General features: G+C 67.5%; 8 protein-coding genes and 1 pseudogene. 6 read left to right on the top strand and 3 right to left on the bottom strand.

Annotated features, from left to right (window positions below; all coding sequences use genetic code 11):
• Nucleotides 1-109: 109 nt before the first annotated feature.
• Nucleotides 110-5,029 (bottom strand): NAD-glutamate dehydrogenase, encoded by a 4,920-nt coding sequence (locus BMW54_RS01465; RefSeq protein ID WP_090052352.1) that lies wholly within the window; start codon nucleotides 5,027-5,029, stop codon nucleotides 110-112.
• Nucleotides 5,030-5,299: 270 nt separating this feature from the next.
• Here BMW54_RS01465 and BMW54_RS01460 point away from each other — a divergent pair, with 270 nt between their 5' ends.
• From BMW54_RS01460 to BMW54_RS01450, 3 genes and pseudogenes are all read left to right on the top strand, one after another.
• Entirely contained in the window at nucleotides 5,300-5,956 is a 657-nt protein-coding gene (locus tag BMW54_RS01460) for a TetR/AcrR family transcriptional regulator (RefSeq protein ID WP_090052351.1), read from the top strand.
• Entirely contained in the window at nucleotides 5,953-7,179 is a 1,227-nt protein-coding gene (locus BMW54_RS01455; RefSeq protein WP_090052349.1) for an efflux RND transporter periplasmic adaptor subunit, read from the top strand. Before BMW54_RS01460 ends, BMW54_RS01455 begins: the two co-directional genes overlap by 4 nt.
• Nucleotides 7,180-7,191: 12 nt before the next feature.
• Nucleotides 7,192-10,353 (top strand): annotated as a pseudogene (locus tag BMW54_RS01450) (multidrug efflux RND transporter permease subunit); the annotation flags it as partial.
• 301 nt (nucleotides 10,354-10,654) lie between these two features.
• On the opposite strand, the gene BMW54_RS01445 reads toward BMW54_RS01450, so the two are convergent.
• Entirely contained in the window at nucleotides 10,655-11,839 is a 1,185-nt protein-coding gene (locus BMW54_RS01445) for an acyl-CoA dehydrogenase family protein (protein WP_310047921.1), read from the bottom strand.
• A gap of 145 nt (nucleotides 11,840-11,984) precedes the next feature.
• Here BMW54_RS01445 and BMW54_RS01440 point away from each other — a divergent pair, with 145 nt between their 5' ends.
• The 3 genes from BMW54_RS01440 to metH are packed head-to-tail and all read left to right on the top strand — an operon-like array spanning nucleotide 11,985 to nucleotide 16,701.
• On the top strand, nucleotides 11,985-12,923 hold the full coding sequence (locus BMW54_RS01440) for an ArsR/SmtB family transcription factor (RefSeq protein ID WP_090052344.1): 939 nt from the start codon (nucleotides 11,985-11,987) through the stop codon (nucleotides 12,921-12,923).
• The gene (locus BMW54_RS01435; protein WP_090052342.1) at nucleotides 12,923-14,005 is read left to right on the top strand and encodes a homocysteine S-methyltransferase family protein; all 1,083 of its coding nucleotides are present in this window, start codon (nucleotides 12,923-12,925) and stop codon (nucleotides 14,003-14,005) included. The genes BMW54_RS01440 and BMW54_RS01435 overlap by 1 nt, the downstream gene beginning before the upstream one ends.
• Nucleotides 14,002-16,701, top strand: a complete 2,700-nt coding sequence (metH, locus tag BMW54_RS01430) for a methionine synthase (RefSeq protein WP_090052340.1) — start codon at nucleotides 14,002-14,004, stop codon at nucleotides 16,699-16,701. Before BMW54_RS01435 ends, metH begins: the two co-directional genes overlap by 4 nt.
• 30 nt (nucleotides 16,702-16,731) lie before the next feature.
• On the opposite strand, the gene BMW54_RS01425 is transcribed toward metH, so the two are convergent.
• Nucleotides 16,732-17,061 carry a lipid-A-disaccharide synthase N-terminal domain-containing protein gene (locus tag BMW54_RS01425; protein WP_090052338.1) on the bottom strand — a complete coding sequence of 110 codons (330 nt, stop codon included), beginning with the start codon at nucleotides 17,059-17,061 and terminating at the stop codon, nucleotides 16,732-16,734.
• Nucleotides 17,062-17,158: the final 97 nt, after the last annotated feature.

Here is a 17,158-nt window from a genome sequence, read left to right as displayed (position 1 = left end):
CGCGTCCGGATAGCCCGAAACGATCCCGCAGATCCGATCGCGGATACGATCCGCTCCCACCCCTCCGGTAGCGAAGTCCGCCTTCTACCGGAGGGTGGGAGCCGATCGATCACACCGGGATCTGCGCCAGCTGCGCCAGCCTGCGGACCGCGACCGAGGCGATCGGGTAATCCGCGTTCTGGGTGAGGATCTCCGCCAGCATCGCGCGGGTGTACTTCAGGGTCGGGTCGTCGCGGTCCAGCCAGGCCTTCACCGGGCTCACATCCGTGCGATCGCCCGCCACGCTGAGCACCTGCAGCGCGAGGGCGCGATGCTGGGCGTTGAGCTCGTCCAGCAACGAACCGCGCGCCTGCGCATGCCATGCGCCCTCGACGGCCAGCGCCTCGATCTGGCCACGCAGCCAGTCGAGGTCCAGCGCCTCGGCCAGTTCGTAGAACACCGTCGCGACCGTCGCGATGTCGCGGCCGCTCTGGCGCGACACTTCCACCATGTCGAGCGCGGAGCGCAGCACCGGCACGCGGGCCAGGCGGATCGCCAGCGCGTTCGGCACGCCCAGGCCTTCCCACTTCTCCTGGCTGGCCGCGAAGTCGCCGCGACCCGTGTTCGTCAGGGCATCGGGCAGTGCCTTGCGCAGCGTCGTGACGTCGTTGGCATAGCGGTCGACGTTGGCGGCGATGTCGAGCGAACCACCCGGGCGGTTCAGCAGCCAGCGCGTCAGGTGGCGCAGCAACGACCAGATCTGCAGGACGGCGTCGATCTGCGTGTCCTCGGCGATCTTCCCGTCGAGCGCTTCGATGTCCGCCCACAGGTCGCGCGCGTCGAGGATCTCGCGCGCGGCGGTATAAGCCTTCGCGATCGCCGCCGGGCCCTGGCCCGTGTCCTCCTGCATGCGCATCATGAACGTCGCGCCCATGCGGTTGATCGTCGAGTTGGTCACCGCGGTGGCGATGATCTCGCGCTTCAGGCGATGGCGCTGCATGTGCTCGGCGTACTTCTCGTGCAGCGGCACGGGGAAGTACCGCACCAGTTCGCGCGAGAGGTACGGATCTTCCGGCACGTCGGAATCGAGCAGCTGCTGGAACAGCCGGATCTTGTCGTAGCTCAGCAGCACCGACAGTTCGGGACGCGTCATGCCCTGTCCACGGAGTTTACGGTCGGCCAGTTCCGCGGCCGTCGGCAGCGACTCCACCTGGCGGTCGAGCAGGCCCTCGGCCTCGAGCGTGCTGATGAAGTGGGCCATCGAGCCGAGACGGCGCACGGACTGGTGCTCCATCACGGTGATCGCCTGGTTCTGTCGATAGTTGTCCCACAGCACGAGGCGGCCGACCTCGTCGGTCATCTCGGCGAGCTGCTTGTTGCGGCCCTCGAACGTGAGCTCGCCACGCTGCACGGCGTCGTTGAGCAGGATCTTGATGTTCACCTCGTGATCCGAGGTGTCCACGCCCGCCGAGTTGTCGATGAAGTCCGTGTTCATCAACACGCCGGCCTGCGAGGCCTCGATGCGGCCCTTCTGGGTCATGCCCAGGTTGCCGCCCTCGCCCACGATGCGGCAGCGCAGTTCGCTGCCGTTGACGCGCAGCGCGTTGTTCGCGCGGTCGCCCACGTCGGCGTGCGTTTCGCTGGTCGCCTTGACGTACGTGCCGATGCCGCCGTTCCAGAGCAGGTCGACCGGCGCCTTGAGGATCGCCGAGAGCAGGTCGGACGGCGCCATGTGCGTCACCTCGGCGCGGATGCCGAGGGCGGCGCGGATCTGCGGCGACACCGGAATCGACTTCGCGCTGCGCGGGTACACGCCGCCTCCGGCCGAGATCAGCGACTTGTCGTAGTCGTCCCACGAGGAACGCGGCAGCGCGAACATGCGCGCGCGCTCCTTGAACGACACCGCGGCATCCGGATCCGGATCGAGGAAGATGTGCCGATGGTCGAACGCGGCCAGCAGGCGGATGTGCTCCGAAAGCAGCATGCCGTTGCCGAACACGTCGCCGGACATGTCGCCCACGCCCACCACCGTGAAGTCTTCCGACTGGCAGTCGCGGCCCAGCGCACGGAAGTGTCGCTTGACCGATTCCCACGCACCCTTGGCGGTGATGCCCATGCCCTTGTGGTCGTAGCCGTTGGAACCGCCCGACGCGAAGGCGTCGTCCAGCCAGAAGCCATGCTCGGTCGAGATCGCGTTGGCGATGTCGGAGAACGTGGCGGTGCCCTTGTCGGCCGCGACGACGAGGTACGGATCGTCGTTGTCGTGGCGCACGACGTCGTGCGGCGGCACGACGCTGCCCTCGACGAGGTTGTCGGTGATGTCCAGCAGGCCGTTGATGAACATGCGATAGCACGCGATGCCCTCGGCCAGCTGCGCGTCGCGGTCCGCACCGGCCGGCGGACGCTTGACGAAGAAGCCGCCCTTCGAGCCGACGGGCACGATGACGGTGTTCTTCACCATCTGCGCCTTGACGAGACCGAGCACCTCCGTGCGGAAGTCCTCGCGGCGGTCGGACCAGCGCAGGCCGCCGCGCGCGACGGGACCGAAGCGCAGGTGGATGCCCTCCACGCGCGGCGCGTAGACGAAGATCTCGCGGTACGGCACCGGCTTGGCGAGGTCGGGCACCTTGTGCGAGTCGAACTTGAAGCTGATGTAGGGACGGAAGGCCCCGTCCCATGCCTGGAAGAAGCTCGTGCGCAGCGTGGCGTGCACCAGCGCGATGAAGCTGCGCAGGATGCGGTCCTCGTCGAGGCTGGAGACGTTGTCGAGCAACGCCTCGATCGCCTCCTCCACCGCCTTGACCTGGTCCGCGCGCGCGCTGCCCAGCGAGGCGACGAGGTTGCCGATCAGGCCCGGATGGGCCGCCAGCGTGTCGGCGTCCATCAGCGTGTGCATCTCGTGCGAGAGCATGCTCTCCGCGCGCTCGCGCTCGGCGCCATCGAGGCTCTCGCGACGTGGATCGAAGCGCGCGTTGAACAGCTCGACGATGAGGCCGGCGATGGCGGGGTAATGGTTGAGCGCGTCTTCCATGTACGCCTGCGAGAACGCCACGCCTGTCTGCAGGAGGTACTTGCAGTAGCTGCGCAGCACGGCGACCTGGCGCCAGCCCAGCTTCGCGCCCAGCACGAGGCGGTTGAAGCCGTCGTTCTCCGCGTTGCCGCGCCAGATCTGCTCGAAGGCGTCCTCGAAGAGCGTGCCGACCTGTTCCACCTCGAACGCGAGGCGGCCGACCGGCTGGACCTCGAAGTCCTGGATGAACAGGCGGCTGTCCGCCACCTTCACCTCGTACATGTGCTCGGTGAGCACGCGCAGGCCGAGGTTCTCCAGCTGCGGCAGCACTTCGGACAGCGCGATGTCGGAGCCGGAACGGTAGACCTTGAAGCGGAGTTCCTCCGGCCGGTGCGGCGGGTGGTAGAACGACATGCTGATCGCGTCGGGGCCATCGAGACCCGCCAGCGCGCGGACGTCGGCCGCGGCGACCTGCGGCGCGACCTCGTCGACGTAGCCGGCCGGCAGCGCCTTGCCGTAGCGGTTGGCGAGGATGATGCCCTGCTGCTCGCCGGCACTCTCGATGAGGCGGTCGCGCAGTTCGTCGTGCCAGTTGCGGGCGATGGAGGCGATCTGCGCCTCGATGGCGGCCGCGTCGTACACCGGATGGTCGCCGATGCGCGGGCGCACGACGACGTGCAGGCGGACCAGCGCCGCCTCGCCCATCAGCACCGCGGAGTCGACGTGCTCGCCGTGGAAGGCCTCGCGCAGCACGCCTTCGACGCGCTCGCGGACCGTGGTGTTGAAGCGGTCGCGCGGGATGTAGACGAGGCAGGAGAAGAACCGGCCGTAGCTGTCGCGGCGGATGAACAGGCGCGTGCGCGTGCGCTGCGCCAGTTCGAGCAGGCCCATGGCCAGCGCGAAGAGCTCATCGGTGCTGCACTGGAAGAGCTCGTCGCGCGGCAGCGTGTCGAGGATGTGGCGCAGCGCCTTGCCCGAATGCGAGTCGCGCTTCAGGCCGGAGCGGGACATCACGGCCTCGCACTTGTCGCGCACGAGCGGCACGTGCTGCGGGTGCGCCATGTACGCGTTGGACGAGAACAGGCCGAGGAAGCGCTGCTCGGCGACCGGCCGGCCCTTGTCGTCGAAACGCAGCACGCCGATGTAGTCCATGTAGCCCGGACGATGGATCGGCGAACGCGCGTTGGTCTTGGTCAGGATGATGGCGTCCGTGGAGCCCGAGCGCGGCAGCTCGTTCGCCGCGAGCGTGCGCAGCGAGCGCGGTGCCAGCGAGCGTTCGGCGGTGCGCAGGATGCCGAGGCCGGACGTTTCGACGGCCTTCAGGACCTCGTCGCCCGCATCGGCGGCGACTTCGTATTCGCGGTAACCCATGAAGGTGAAATGGTCGTCGGCCACCCAGCGCAGGAAATCGGTGGCCTCACGGACTTCGTCGGCGGTGTACGGGAGCGACCGACGGCCGAGGTCTTCCGCGACCTCGACCATCTTCGCGCGCATGGCGCGCCAGTCGTCCACGGCCTCGCGGACGTCGGCGAGCGCGGTTTCCACGTTCGCCTTGAGGGTGTCGAGCTCGGTGTCGTCGATACGATCGATCTCGAAGCGCATGATCGACTCGGTCGTCGGGCCGGAACCGATCGACTCCAGCACGCCCGACGCCGAACGCACGACCGGAACCACCGGGTGGATGATCGCGTGGATGTCGGCGTGGGCCGCGGCCACCATCGACACGGTGTCGACCAGGAAGGGCATGTCGTCGGTGACGACCTCGACCACCGCGCGGGTGCCCGAGACGCCCGGGTTGTACACACGAACCTTCGCTTTACCCGGCGTGCGCTCGCGCGCGAAGCCCAGGAGGTCGGCGATCAGCGCGGCCCAGCGATCCGGCGCGTGCAGCGCGTGGTCGGCGGGGGCGATCCGCTCGAAGAAGGCCTCGATAAAAAAGCGCGCCTCGTTGAGGCGCTCCGCGGGGTAGTCGATCTTTTTGAGTTCATCGAAGACAACGGCGTGGAACGGGCCGTTTTCGGCAGCGCGAATCGCATTCATGGGCGGATTATCGATGTGGGGAAGGTCGGGAAATCCGTGAAAGCATAGCTCTCACGCATGGCATGTAGCCACACCGGCCGGGGCGCGCCGTTGCCGTATTTTCACTGCGTCGCCGCATCGATCGCGCACGAAACGCCCGGTCACGGCATGCGCTGCTCGTCCTCGCCGCATGTGCATCGCAACAATACGCGCGCGAATGCGTGGCATGACCGTTGACGATGGTCCGGCGGAGATTCTAAACTGGACGGTATAGTCCAGCAGGTATGCGAAATGTCGAACCTGGATGCCCGCCCCGCTTCCGATCACCAGCAGCGGGTGCTCCAGGCGGCGTGCGCGCTTTTCCTGCGCGACGGATATCGCGTCAGCATGGGCGCCGTGGCACGCGAGGCGGGCGTGTCCAAGCAGACCGTGTATGCGCATTTCGACAACAAGGACAACCTGTTCCACGCCGCCGTCGAACAACTGGTCTTGCCGCTCCACGCCAGCCTCGCCCCGGAGAGCGCCGGCCTGGCCTCGATGCTCCATGCACTCGCCAGGGCGCACCAGACTTACGTGATCGACCACGCGCACGTGGCGCTGGGTCGCATGCTGATCGCCGAGGCGCCGCGCTTTCCCGCGGCGGCGCGGACGTTCTTCCGGACCGCGATCGATACCGTCGCGACCCGGCTGGCGCGCTGCATGGCCGAGGCGATGGAACAGGGACGCATGCGCGCCGAGGACCCGGACGTCGCCGCGGAGCTGTTCCTGTCCATGCTGCATGGGCTCGAAGGCGACCGGCGTTTGTTCGGAATGCGCGCGAGGGGTCAGAAGGCACAGGACGCGTGGGCCCGCCACGCGGTAACAGTATTTATGCACGCCTACGACATCCACCCGGATGCCGGGGCGCGAACGAACAAGAAACCCGGAAAAGGATCGGAGTCCCCATGAATCCCCTGCCCCTGCGCTCGTCCCTGCTGGCCCTCGGCCTCGCTGCGGCGCTCGCCGCCTGCCACAAGCAGGAAGCTCCCCAGCAGCCGCCGCCGCCCGAAGTCGGCACGATCACCGTCCAGCCGCAGAACGCGCCGCTGGTGCAGGACCAGGTGGGTCGCGTCTCCGCGTTCCGCACCGCGGACGTCCGCGCCCGCGTGCCCGGCATCCTGCTGCATCGCCTCTACGACGAAGGCACCGACGTCAAGGCGGGCCAGAAGCTGTTCCAGATCGACCCGCAGCCGCTCAAGGCCGAGCTCGACGCCCAGCTCGCGCAGCTCGCCTCCGCACGTGCTTCGGCGGTCAACGCCAAGGCGCAGGCGGACCGCGCCCGCGGCCTGATCGGCAAGAACTACGTGTCCCGCCAGGACCTCGACACCGCCGAGGCGAACCAGCGCACGGCCGACGCCGCCGTGAAGCAGGCCGAGGCCAACGTGCAGTCCGCCCGCATCAACCTGGGCTTCACCGACGTGGTCTCGCCGATCGACGGCCGCGCCGGGCAGCAGCAGGTCACCGAGGGCGCCCTCGTCGGCCAGAACGAAACCACGCTGCTGACCCAGGTCGACCAGCTCGACAAGGTCTACGTGAACTTCAGCGTCTCGGTCTCCGATCTCGACGCCATGCGCCGCGCCGCCGCGGCCGGCGCCGCGACGCTGTCGCCGACCGACCAGACGACCGTGCGCATCATGCTGCCGGATGGCTCGGACTTCGGCGAGGCCGGCACGCTCGACTTCTCGTCGGCCACGGTCAATCCGCAGACCGGCACCGTGAGCCTGCGCGCCCTGCTGAACAACCCCGACCAGCGCCTGCTCCCGGGTCAGTTCGTGACGGTGAAGGCCACGCTCGGCGACCTGCACAACGTCTTCCTGGTGCCCCAGGCCGCGGTGCTGCGCGACGCCAACGACGCCTACGTGATGGTCGTCGGCGAAGGCCACGTCAAGGATCCCCAGACGGGCCAGGACAAGACGATCCCGTCGGCCGCCGTCCATCGCTCGGTGAAGACCGACCGCATCGTCGGCCCCAACTGGATCGTCACCGGCGGCCTCAAGCCGGGCGACCAGATCATCGTCCAGGGCCTGCCCAAGGCGAAGGAAAACGCCCCGGTCAAGGCATCGCCCGCGCAGGCCGCTCCGGCCGGCGCGTCGACCGCCGCCGGCGCACCCCACGCCGCGGCCGGGCAGTAAGGGAGTTTCGTCATGCCGAGTTTCTTCATCGACCGCCCCATCTTCGCGTGGGTCGTGGCGATCCTGATCAGCCTGTGCGGCACGATCTCCCTGCTCAACATGGGTATCGAGTCGTATCCGAACATCGCACCGCCGCAGGTCGTCGTCACGGCGACCTACCCGGGCGCGAGCGCGGACACGACCGAAAAGACCGTGACGCAGGTCATCGAGCAGCAGCTGACCGGTATCGACCACCTGCTCTACTTCAGCTCCGCCTCGAGCTCCAGCGGCACGGCCACCGTGACGCTGACCTTCGAGACCGGTACGGATCCCGACATCGCGCAGGTCCAGGTGCAGAACAAGGTGTCGCTCGCGACGCCCCGCCTGCCCTCGGAAGTGACGCAGCAGGGCGTCGTGGTGGCCAAGTCCAACCCCGACTTCCTGATGTTCGTGGCGCTGACCTCGTCCAACCCGACCATCGACGGCAACCGCCTGACCGACATCGTGTCGTCGCAGGTGCTCGACCAGATCGCCCGTATCCCCGGCGTCGGCAGCACGCGCCAGCTCGGTTCGGAATACGGCATGCGCGTCTGGCTGAACCCGGACAAGCTGCGCGGCTACGGCCTCTCGGCCACCGACCTGCGTAACGCCCTCAGCACGCAGAACGTCCAGTTCGCCGCCGGCTCGATCGGTACCGACCCGGCCGTGGACGGCCAGGGCTTCAGCGCCACGGTGTCGGCCGAAGGCCGGTTCACCTCGGCCGAGGAGTTCTCGGACATCATCCTGCGCGCCAACAACGACGGCACGGTCGTGCGCCTGAAGGACGTCGCGCGCGTCGAGCTCGGCCCGCAGACCTACGGCTTCAACGCGCAGTGGAACGGCACCCCGACCGGTTCGTTCGGTGTGCAGCTGCTGCCGGGCGCCAACGCGCTCGACGTCGCCAACGCCGTGCGCGCCAAGATGGCGGAGCTCGCCAAGAGCTTCCCGGACGGCGTGACCTGGTTCGCGCCGTACGACACGACGAAGTTCGTGACGATCTCGATCGAGGAAGTGGTGCACACCCTCGTCGAGGCGATCATCCTCGTCTTCCTCGTGATGCTGCTGTTCCTGCAGAACTTCCGCGCCACGGTCATTCCGACGCTCGTCATCCCGGTGGCGCTGCTCGGCACGTTCCTCGGCCTCTCGCCGCTGGGCTTCACCGTCAACCAGCTCACGCTGTTCGGCATGGTGCTGGCGATCGGCATCGTGGTCGACGACGCGATCGTCGTGATCGAGAACGTCGAACGCATCATGTCCGAGGAAGGGCTTTCGCCGAAGGAAGCCACGCGCAAGGCCATGGGCCAGATCACCGGCGCGGTCATCGCGATCACGGTGGTGCTCGCCGCGGTGTTCGTGCCGTCGGCGCTGCAGCCCGGCGCATCCGGCATCATCTACAAGCAGTTCGCGCTGACGATCGCGGTCTCGATGGGCTTCTCGGCCTTCCTCGCCCTGTCGTTCACGCCGGCGCTGTGCGCGACGATCCTCAAGCCGACGCACGACCACAAGAAGAACATCGTCTACCGCAAGTTCAACCAGGTGTTCGACTGGGTGCAGGGCACCTATTCGGGCCACATCGGCAGCGCCGTGCGCCACGCCCCACGCTGGATGGTGGTGTTCGTGCTGATCGCGGTGGTGATGGGCTTCCTGTTCGTCCGCCTGCCCACCAGCTTCGTCCCTGACGAAGACCAGGGCTACGCGCTGGCGATCGTGCAGCTGCCGCCGGGCTCGAGCATCGCCCGTACCGAGAAGGTGATGACCGACATGCGGTCGATCATCCTCAAGGATCCGTCGGTCGAGGGCGTGTTCCAGATCTCCGGCTTCAGCTTCGTCGGCTCCGGCGAAAACGTCGGCATGAACTTCATCCGCCTGAAGGACTGGGACCAGCGCGACCTCACGGCCACGCAGATCATCCAGCAGATGAACGGCAAGATGCAGGCCGTGCGCGACGCCACGATCTTCGTGGTGAACCTGCCGACGATCCGCGGCCTGTCGCAGTTCGGCGGCATCGACATGTACCTGCAGGCGCGTGCCGGCCAGTCGCGCGCGGAACTTCAGCAGGCGCGCAACATCCTGCTGGGCGCCGCGTCGCAGAACAAGGCGCTGGTCGGCATCCGTCCGAACACGCTGGAAGACGCGCCGCTGCTCCAGCTGCAGGTCGACCGCACGCAGGCGCAGTCGATGGGCCTGTCCGTCAGCGACATCTACACCGCGATCCAGCTCACGCTCGCGCCGGTGTACATCAACGACTTCCAGTACGGCGGCCGCGTCAAGCGCGTCATGCTGCAGGCCGACGCGCCCTACCGCATGGGCACCGACGCCTTCGAGCACATCTTCACCCCGAGCGGCCTCGCCTCCTCGTCGTCGTCCTCGACGTCGTCGACCGCGACGGGCGGCACGGTGGCCAGCGCCTCGACCGGCCTGGACGCCGCGATGATCCCGCTGTCGACGGTGGTCAGCTCGAAGTGGACGATGGCCGCGCCGACGCTCAACCGCTACAACGGTTACTCCGCGGTGGAAATCGTCGGTAACGAAGCGCCGGGTTACTCCACCGGCCAGGCCATGGGCATCGTCGAAGGCATCGTCAACGACAAGCTGCCCAAGGGCTTCGGTTACGACTGGACCGGTCAGTCCTACCAGGAAATCCTGTCCGGCAACTCGTCCACGCTGCTGCTCGCGCTGTCGGTCGTGATCGTGTTCCTCTGCCTCTCCGCCCTGTACGAAAGCTGGTCGATCCCGGTTTCCGTGCTGCTGGTGGTGCCGCTCGGCATCCTCGGTACCGTCGTCTTCTCGATGCTCCGCGGCCTGCCGAACGACATCTACTTCAAGATCGGCATGATCACCGTCATCGGCCTGGCGGCGAAGAACGCGATCCTGATCGTGGAGTTCGCGGTCGAACAGCAGCAGGAAGGCAAGACGCTGCGCGAGGGCATCATCGAGGCCGCTCGCCTGCGACTGCGCCCCATCCTGATGACGTCGCTGGCCTTCATCCTCGGCGTGTTCCCGCTCGCGATCTCCACCGGCGCGGGTGCGAACTCCCGCCACGCGATCGGCACGGGCGTCATCGGCGGCATGCTCTTCGCCACGTTCCTCGGCCTGCTGCTGATCCCGGTGTTCTACGTCAGCGTCCGCCGCCTGCTGGGCGACAAGCTCGACGAGGTGTCGCACAACATGCCGAAGCCCGGCCACGATCCGGACGGCGACGGCCCGCACGGCGGCCCGTCGAACGGTCCGTCAGGCGGTGGCAACCCGTCGACGACCATCGTGCCGCACGCGCCGAATGTGGGAGACGTCACCCACTTCGACTCGGACCCGCGACGCGGAACGGATCGACCTTAACGAAAAAGCCCGGCGAAAGCCGGGCTTTTTTTTGCGGGACCGGACCTTGCGCGTGACCTTGATGACAGCGGCGAAGAGCCGTCGCGGCCAGGTCCGCTCCAACAGGGATAGCGCGGGGCGATCAGCGCAGGCCGGTTTCCGCCCGCGCGATCACGAGGCGCTGGATCTCGCTCGTGCCTTCGTAGATCTCGGTGATCTTCGCGTCGCGGAAATAGCGCTCCAGTGGCATTTCCTTCGAATAACCCATGCCGCCGTGGATCTGCACGGCCTGATGGGTGATCCACATCGCGGCTTCCGAGGCCACCAGCTTGGCCATCGAAGCCTCGGTGCCGAAGCGGCCGCCGGTCTTCTCCACCTGACCCTTGGTCCACGCCGCGCGCAGCGTCAGCAGGAGGGCCGCGTCCAGCTTGCACTTCATGTCGGCGATCTTGGACTGCGTCATCTGGAACGTGCCGATCGGGTGGCCGAAGGCCTTGCGATCGCGCGACCACTGCAGCGTGGCCTCGTACGCGGCGCGCGCGATGCCCACCGCCTGCGACGCGATGCCGATGCGACCGGCGTCGAGCACGCCCATGGCGATGCCGAAGCCCTTGCCTTCGTCACCGAGGAGGTCTTCCTTCGGGCAGACGTAATCGTGGAACTCGATCTCGCACGTGGCCGAGGCGCGGATGCCGAGCTTCGGTTCCGTCTTGCCCGCGAGGAAACCCTCGCGCTTCGTGTCGATGATGAACGCCGACACCCCACGGGCACCGATGCCTGGCGTGGTCACGGCGAACAGCACGATGTAACGCGCGACCGGACCGGAGGTAATCCAGCTCTTCTTGCCATTGATGACCCAGTCGCCATCCGCGTTCTTCACGGCGCGCGTGTGCATGTTCGAGGCATCCGACCCCGACTGCGGCTCCGTCAGCGCATAGGCCCCGATGGCCTCGCCCGAGGCGATGGCGCGAACGTACGTCTGCTTCTGGGCTTCGTTGCCGTACTTCAGGATGCCGTTGCAGAACAGCGAATTGTTCACCGACATGATCGTGGACGTGGCGGCATCGGCGGCGGCGATCTCGACCATGGCCAGCACGTAGGCCACCGGGTCCATGCCCGCGCCGCCGTATTCCTCGGGCACCTCGATGCCCATGAGGCCCAGCTGGCCCATTTCCCGGATGTTCTCGAGCGGGAATTCCCCCTTCGCGTCGAGTTCGGCGGCGACGGGTGCGATGCGCTTCTGGGCGAAGTCCCGGGCGATGGACTGGATCGACAGCTGATCGTCGGTAAAACGGAAATCCATGGGTGTTCCTCGCGCCGGTCCGATGGGCCGGCAAAGTCTGGTGGAATCGAGCCCGCCATTCTAACGACCGTCCGGCGACAAGCCTCCCTGCACTGCAACATGTCCGCTTGACGCACGCGCGCGTCGGCCCCATCCTACGTATCTCTATATCGCGATATAAGGATGTTGGATGGATCTGTCGACGGCCTCCACGGTGCTGCGGCTCCTGGCCGATCCAACCCGTGTCCGGCTCCTCGCCCTGCTCGACCGCGAGGAACTGACGGTGGCCGAACTGGCCGCCGTGCTGCACCTCGCCCAGCCCCGGGTGTCCACCCACCTGGCGAAGCTGAAGGAAGCCGAGCTCGTCCGCGACCGCCGCGCCGGCGTCTCCGCCTACTACCGCGCCAATGTCGAGGCCGATCCGACCCTCGTGGCGCTCGTCGCCTCGCTTCGCGACACGCTGAGCGACGCCCTGCTGCGCGAAGACGCCGAACGCCTCCCCGCCGTGCTGGCCCAGCGGGCCCGCGCGGAAGGCTGGGCCGACACCGTCGCCGGCGACATGGAACGCCACTACTCGCCCGGCCGCACGTGGGAAACGCTTGCCCGCTCGCTCCTCCAGCTACTCGCCACGGGCGACGTCCTCGACATCGCGTCGGGCGACGGCGTGACCGCGGAGCTGCTCGCACCCCACGCCCATTCCATCGTCTGCATCGACAGTTCCGAGCGCGTGGCCGACGCGGCGCGCCAGCGGCTTTCGGCATTCTCCAACGTCGATGTGCGCACGGGCGACATGCACGCGCTGGACCTCGGCGACCGCCAGTTCGACCTTGTCCTGCTGCTCCACGCCCTCACCTATTCCGACCGGCCGCAGACCGTTTTCGACGAGGTCGCCCGCGTCCTCAAGCCGGGCGGTCGCGTGCTGGCCTCGACGCTTGGCGAACACGATCACCGCGCCGTGGTGGAACCGTTCGATCACCGCAACCTCGGCTTCACCTGTGACGGCCTGACCGAGCTGGCCCGCAAGGCCGGCCTCGAGGTGGTCAGCTGCGAGCGCCTCAGCCGCGAACGCCGCGCGCCGCATTTCGAGGTGGTCAGCCTCCTCGCGCGCAAGCCCCAAGGAAACGCATGATGAGCACCCTGCCCTGGCTCCACCCCGACCGCGTCGCCCTGATCCAGAAGGGGCTGGCGGAACGCATCATGATCCTCGACGGCGGCATGGGCACCATGCTGCAGGGCCACCGGCTGGACGAATCCGGCTACCGCGGCGAGCGCTTCGCCGGCGGCCACGACAGCACGCACGACCATGGCCACGAGCATCCGGGCGAGTGCGACCTGAAAGGCAACAACGACCTCCTGCTGCTGACCCAGCCGGACATCATCCGCGGCGTGCACGAGGCCTACCTCGAAGCCGGCGCGGATTTCATCGAGACCAATACGTTCAACGCCACCCGTGTCAGCCAGGCCGATTACCACCTGGAGCACCTGGTGCCCGAGCTCAACCGCGAGGGCGCACGCATCGCGCGCGAAGCCTGCGACGCCATGACGGCGCGCACGCCGGACCGCCCGCGCTTCGTCATCGGCGTGCTGGGTCCCACGAGCCGCACGGCGTCGATCTCGCCGGACGTCAACGACCCAGGTTACCGCAACGTCTCGTTCGAGGAGCTGAAGGCGAACTACATCGAGGCCGCGCGCGCGCTCATCGAAGGCGGTGCCGACACGATCATGGTCGAGACCATCTTCGACACGCTCAACGCGAAAGCCGCCCTGTTCGCGCTCAGCGAGCTCTTCAACGAGCTCGGCGCGCGCGTGCCCGTGATGATCTCCGGCACGATCACCGACCGCTCGGGCCGCACGCTGTCCGGGCAGACCGCCGAGGCGTTCTTCTACTCCGTCGAGCACATCCAGCCGCTGTCCGTGGGCCTCAACTGCGCGCTGGGCGCCGAGGACCTGCGCCCGCACGTGCAGATGCTCGCCCGCATCGCCGGCGCGGCCGTCAGCACGCATCCGAACGCCGGCCTGCCCAACGCGTTCGGCGAGTACGACGAGACGCCCGAGACCATGGCCGCCACGATCGAGAGTTTCGCGGCCGAAGGCCTCATCAACATCGTCGGCGGGTGCTGCGGCACCACGCCGGCCCACATCGCGGCCATCGCCGCCGCCGTGGCGCCGTACGCGCCGCGTGTGCCGAAGGACGACGCGCAAGCCGCATGAGCATCCGATATACGCGCCTCTCCGGCCTCGAGCCGCTGGTCATCACGCCCGACCTGAACTTCATCAACGTCGGCGAACGCACGAACGTCACGGGTTCGGCGCAGTTCCGCAAGCTCATCAAGGAAGGCCGCTACGAAGAGGCGGTGGAGGTCGCGCGCCAGCAGGTGGAGAACGGCGCGCAGATCATCGACATCAACATGGACGAGGGCCTGATCGATTCCGAGGCCGCCATGACGCGCTTCGTGAACCTGATCTCGTCCGAACCGGACATCGCCCGCGTGCCGATCATGGTCGACTCGTCGAAATGGAGCGTGATCGAGGCCGGCCTGCGTTGCATGCAGGGCAAGGGCATCGTCAACTCGATCTCGATGAAGGAAGGCGAGGCCGCGTTCCTCGAGCACGCGCGCAAGGTCCGCCAGTACGGCGCCGCCGTGGTGGTGATGGCGTTCGACGAAGTCGGCCAGGCGGACACGAAGGAGCGCAAGGTCGAGATCTGCTCGCGCGCCTTCGAACTGCTCGTGGACGAAGTGCACTTCCCGCCCGAAGACATCATCTTCGACCCGAACATCTTCGCGATCGCCACCGGCATCGAGGAGCACAACAACTACGCGGTCGACTTCATCGAGGCCACGCGCGAGCTGAAGAGACGCTTCCCCTCGTCGCACGTCTCCGGCGGCGTCTCCAACGTGTCGTTCTCGTTCCGCGGCAACAACCCCGTGCGCGAGGCGATCCATTCCGTGTTCCTCTACCACGCGATCGCCGCGGGCATGGACATGGGCATCGTCAACGCCGGCGCGCTGGCGATCTACGACGACCTGCCGGAGGAGCTGCGCGAGCGCGTCGAGGACGTGGTTCTCAACCGCCGCGCCGACGCGACCGAACGTCTCCTCGAGATCGCCGACCGCTACAAGGGCGGCAAGGGCGAGGTCGCGGTCGAATCCGCCGCGTGGCGCGAGAAGCCGGTGATCGAGCGCCTCAGCCATGCGCTGGTGCACGGCATCGACCAGTTCGTGGTCGAGGACACCGAGGAGGCGCGCCTCGCGGCGAAGCGTCCGCTCGACGTCATCGAGGGCCCGTTGATGGCCGGCATGAACGTGGTGGGCGACCTCTTCGGCGCGGGCAAGATGTTCCTGCCCCAGGTGGTGAAATCGGCCCGCGTGATGAAGAAGGCCGTGGCGCACCTCATTCCGTACATCGAGGAAGAGAAGCTGCGCTCCGGCGACGCCGGCAAGAACAACGGCAAGATCGTGCTCGCCACGGTCAAGGGCGACGTCCACGACATCGGCAAGAACATCGTGGGCGTGGTGCTCCAGTGCAACAACTTCGAGGTCATCGATCTCGGCGTGATGGTGCCGACGCAGAAGATCCTGGACGTCGCCCGGTCCGAGAACGCCGACATCATCGGCCTCTCGGGCCTGATCACGCCCTCGCTCGAGGAGATGAGCCAGGTCGCGCGCGAGATGCAGCGGCAGGACTTCCAGGTCCCGCTGATGATCGGCGGCGCGACGACGTCGCGGGCCCATACCGCGCTGCGGATCGAACCGCACTACAAGTCGCCCACGGTGTGGGTGAAGGACGCTTCGCGCGCTGTGGGCGTGGCGCAGTCGCTGGTCAGCAAGGACCTCGTCGACGAGTTCATGGCGAAGGTGCGCGCCGAGTACGCCGAGGTCCGCGAGCGGCACAAGAGCCGCGGCACCGGCAAGCAACTCGTGCCGCTCGCCAAGGCGCGCGCGCAGCGCTTCCAGGGCGACTGGCAGGCGTACACGCCACCCGTGCCGCGCACGCCGGGCGTGACGGTCTTCGACGACTACGACCTCGCGGAGCTGCGCTCGTACATCGACTGGTCGCCGTTCTTCAACGCGTGGGAACTGGCCGGCAAGTTCCCGGCCATCCTCACCGACGAGGTCGTCGGCACGCAGGCATCGGAGCTCTACCGCGACGCGCAGGCCATGCTCGATCGACTGATCGCGGAGAAATGGCTCACGGCGAAGGGCGTCATCGGCTTCTGGCCGGCCAACCAGGTCGGCGACGATATCGAGGTGTACGCCGAGCCCGGGAGCGGCAAGCGCAAGCCGGTCGCCACCCTGCGCCATCTTCGCCAGCAGGCCGACAAGCCCGTCGAGCGGCCGGATTTCTGCCTGGCCGACTTCATCGCGCCGCGCGACAGCGGTGTCGAGGACTGGGTCGGCGGCTTCGCCGTCACCGCCGGCATCGGCATCGACGCGCACGTCGCGCGCTTCGAGGCGGTGCATGACGATTACTCGTCGATCCTGCTCAAGGCGCTGGCCGACCGGCTGGCGGAAGCCTTCGCCGAGCGGATGCACGAGCGTGTCCGCAAGGAGTTCTGGGGCTACGAGCCGGACGAGGCGCTGGACAACGAGGCGCTGATCTCCGAGGCCTACCGCGGCATCCGCCCTGCCCCGGGCTACCCCGCGTGCCCGGAACACAGCGAGAAGCGCACGCTGTTCGACCTGCTGGACGCCACGGCGCACACGTCGATCGAGCTGACGGACAGTTTCGCGATGTATCCGACGGCGGCCGTCTCGGGATGGTATTTCTCGCACCCGGACAGCCAGTACTTCGTCGTGGGCCGCCTCACGCGCGAGCAGGTCGAGGACTATGCGAAGCGCAAGGGCTGGGATCGCACGGAAGCCGAGCGCTGGCTTGCGCCGTACCTCGATTACGACCCGGACTGAGGGCCGGGGCCCGGCTTTGTGGGCCTGCGCTCAGTCCTCCGCCCCACCCGGCTTCACCGTCTCCTGCTTGTCCCGGTGCTTCAGGTGCGCGAACACGTTGTAGAACGACACCAGCATCGGGAACGCGGTCTGGATGATCCCGACGGAATCGTTCTTGCCCCAGATGAAGTAGGCCAGCGTGAGCACGCTGCCGCTTACCGACAGGTACCAGAAGGACATGGGCACCGTGACTTTCTTGTTCTTCTTCGTGGCGTAGAACTGGACGAACCAGCGCGCCGTGAACAGCAACGTGCCCAGGAGACCGATGATCTTCCATGGGGTCAGGGTCAGGAGATGGAGGTCGGCAAGGGCTTCGTGCATGGCGGTGTCCGGGCGATCGATCGGTGCATTCTAGGCGACAGGCCGTGAGGATGCCTTAGCGGGATATTCATACCGGCGTGCGCTCGGTGGACGCCGT

It is taken from the genome of Luteibacter sp. 329MFSha (assembly GCF_900111665.1).
GTDB lineage: Bacteria > Pseudomonadota > Gammaproteobacteria > Xanthomonadales > Rhodanobacteraceae > Luteibacter.
This window is presented reverse-complemented; position numbering and strand designations above follow the sequence as displayed.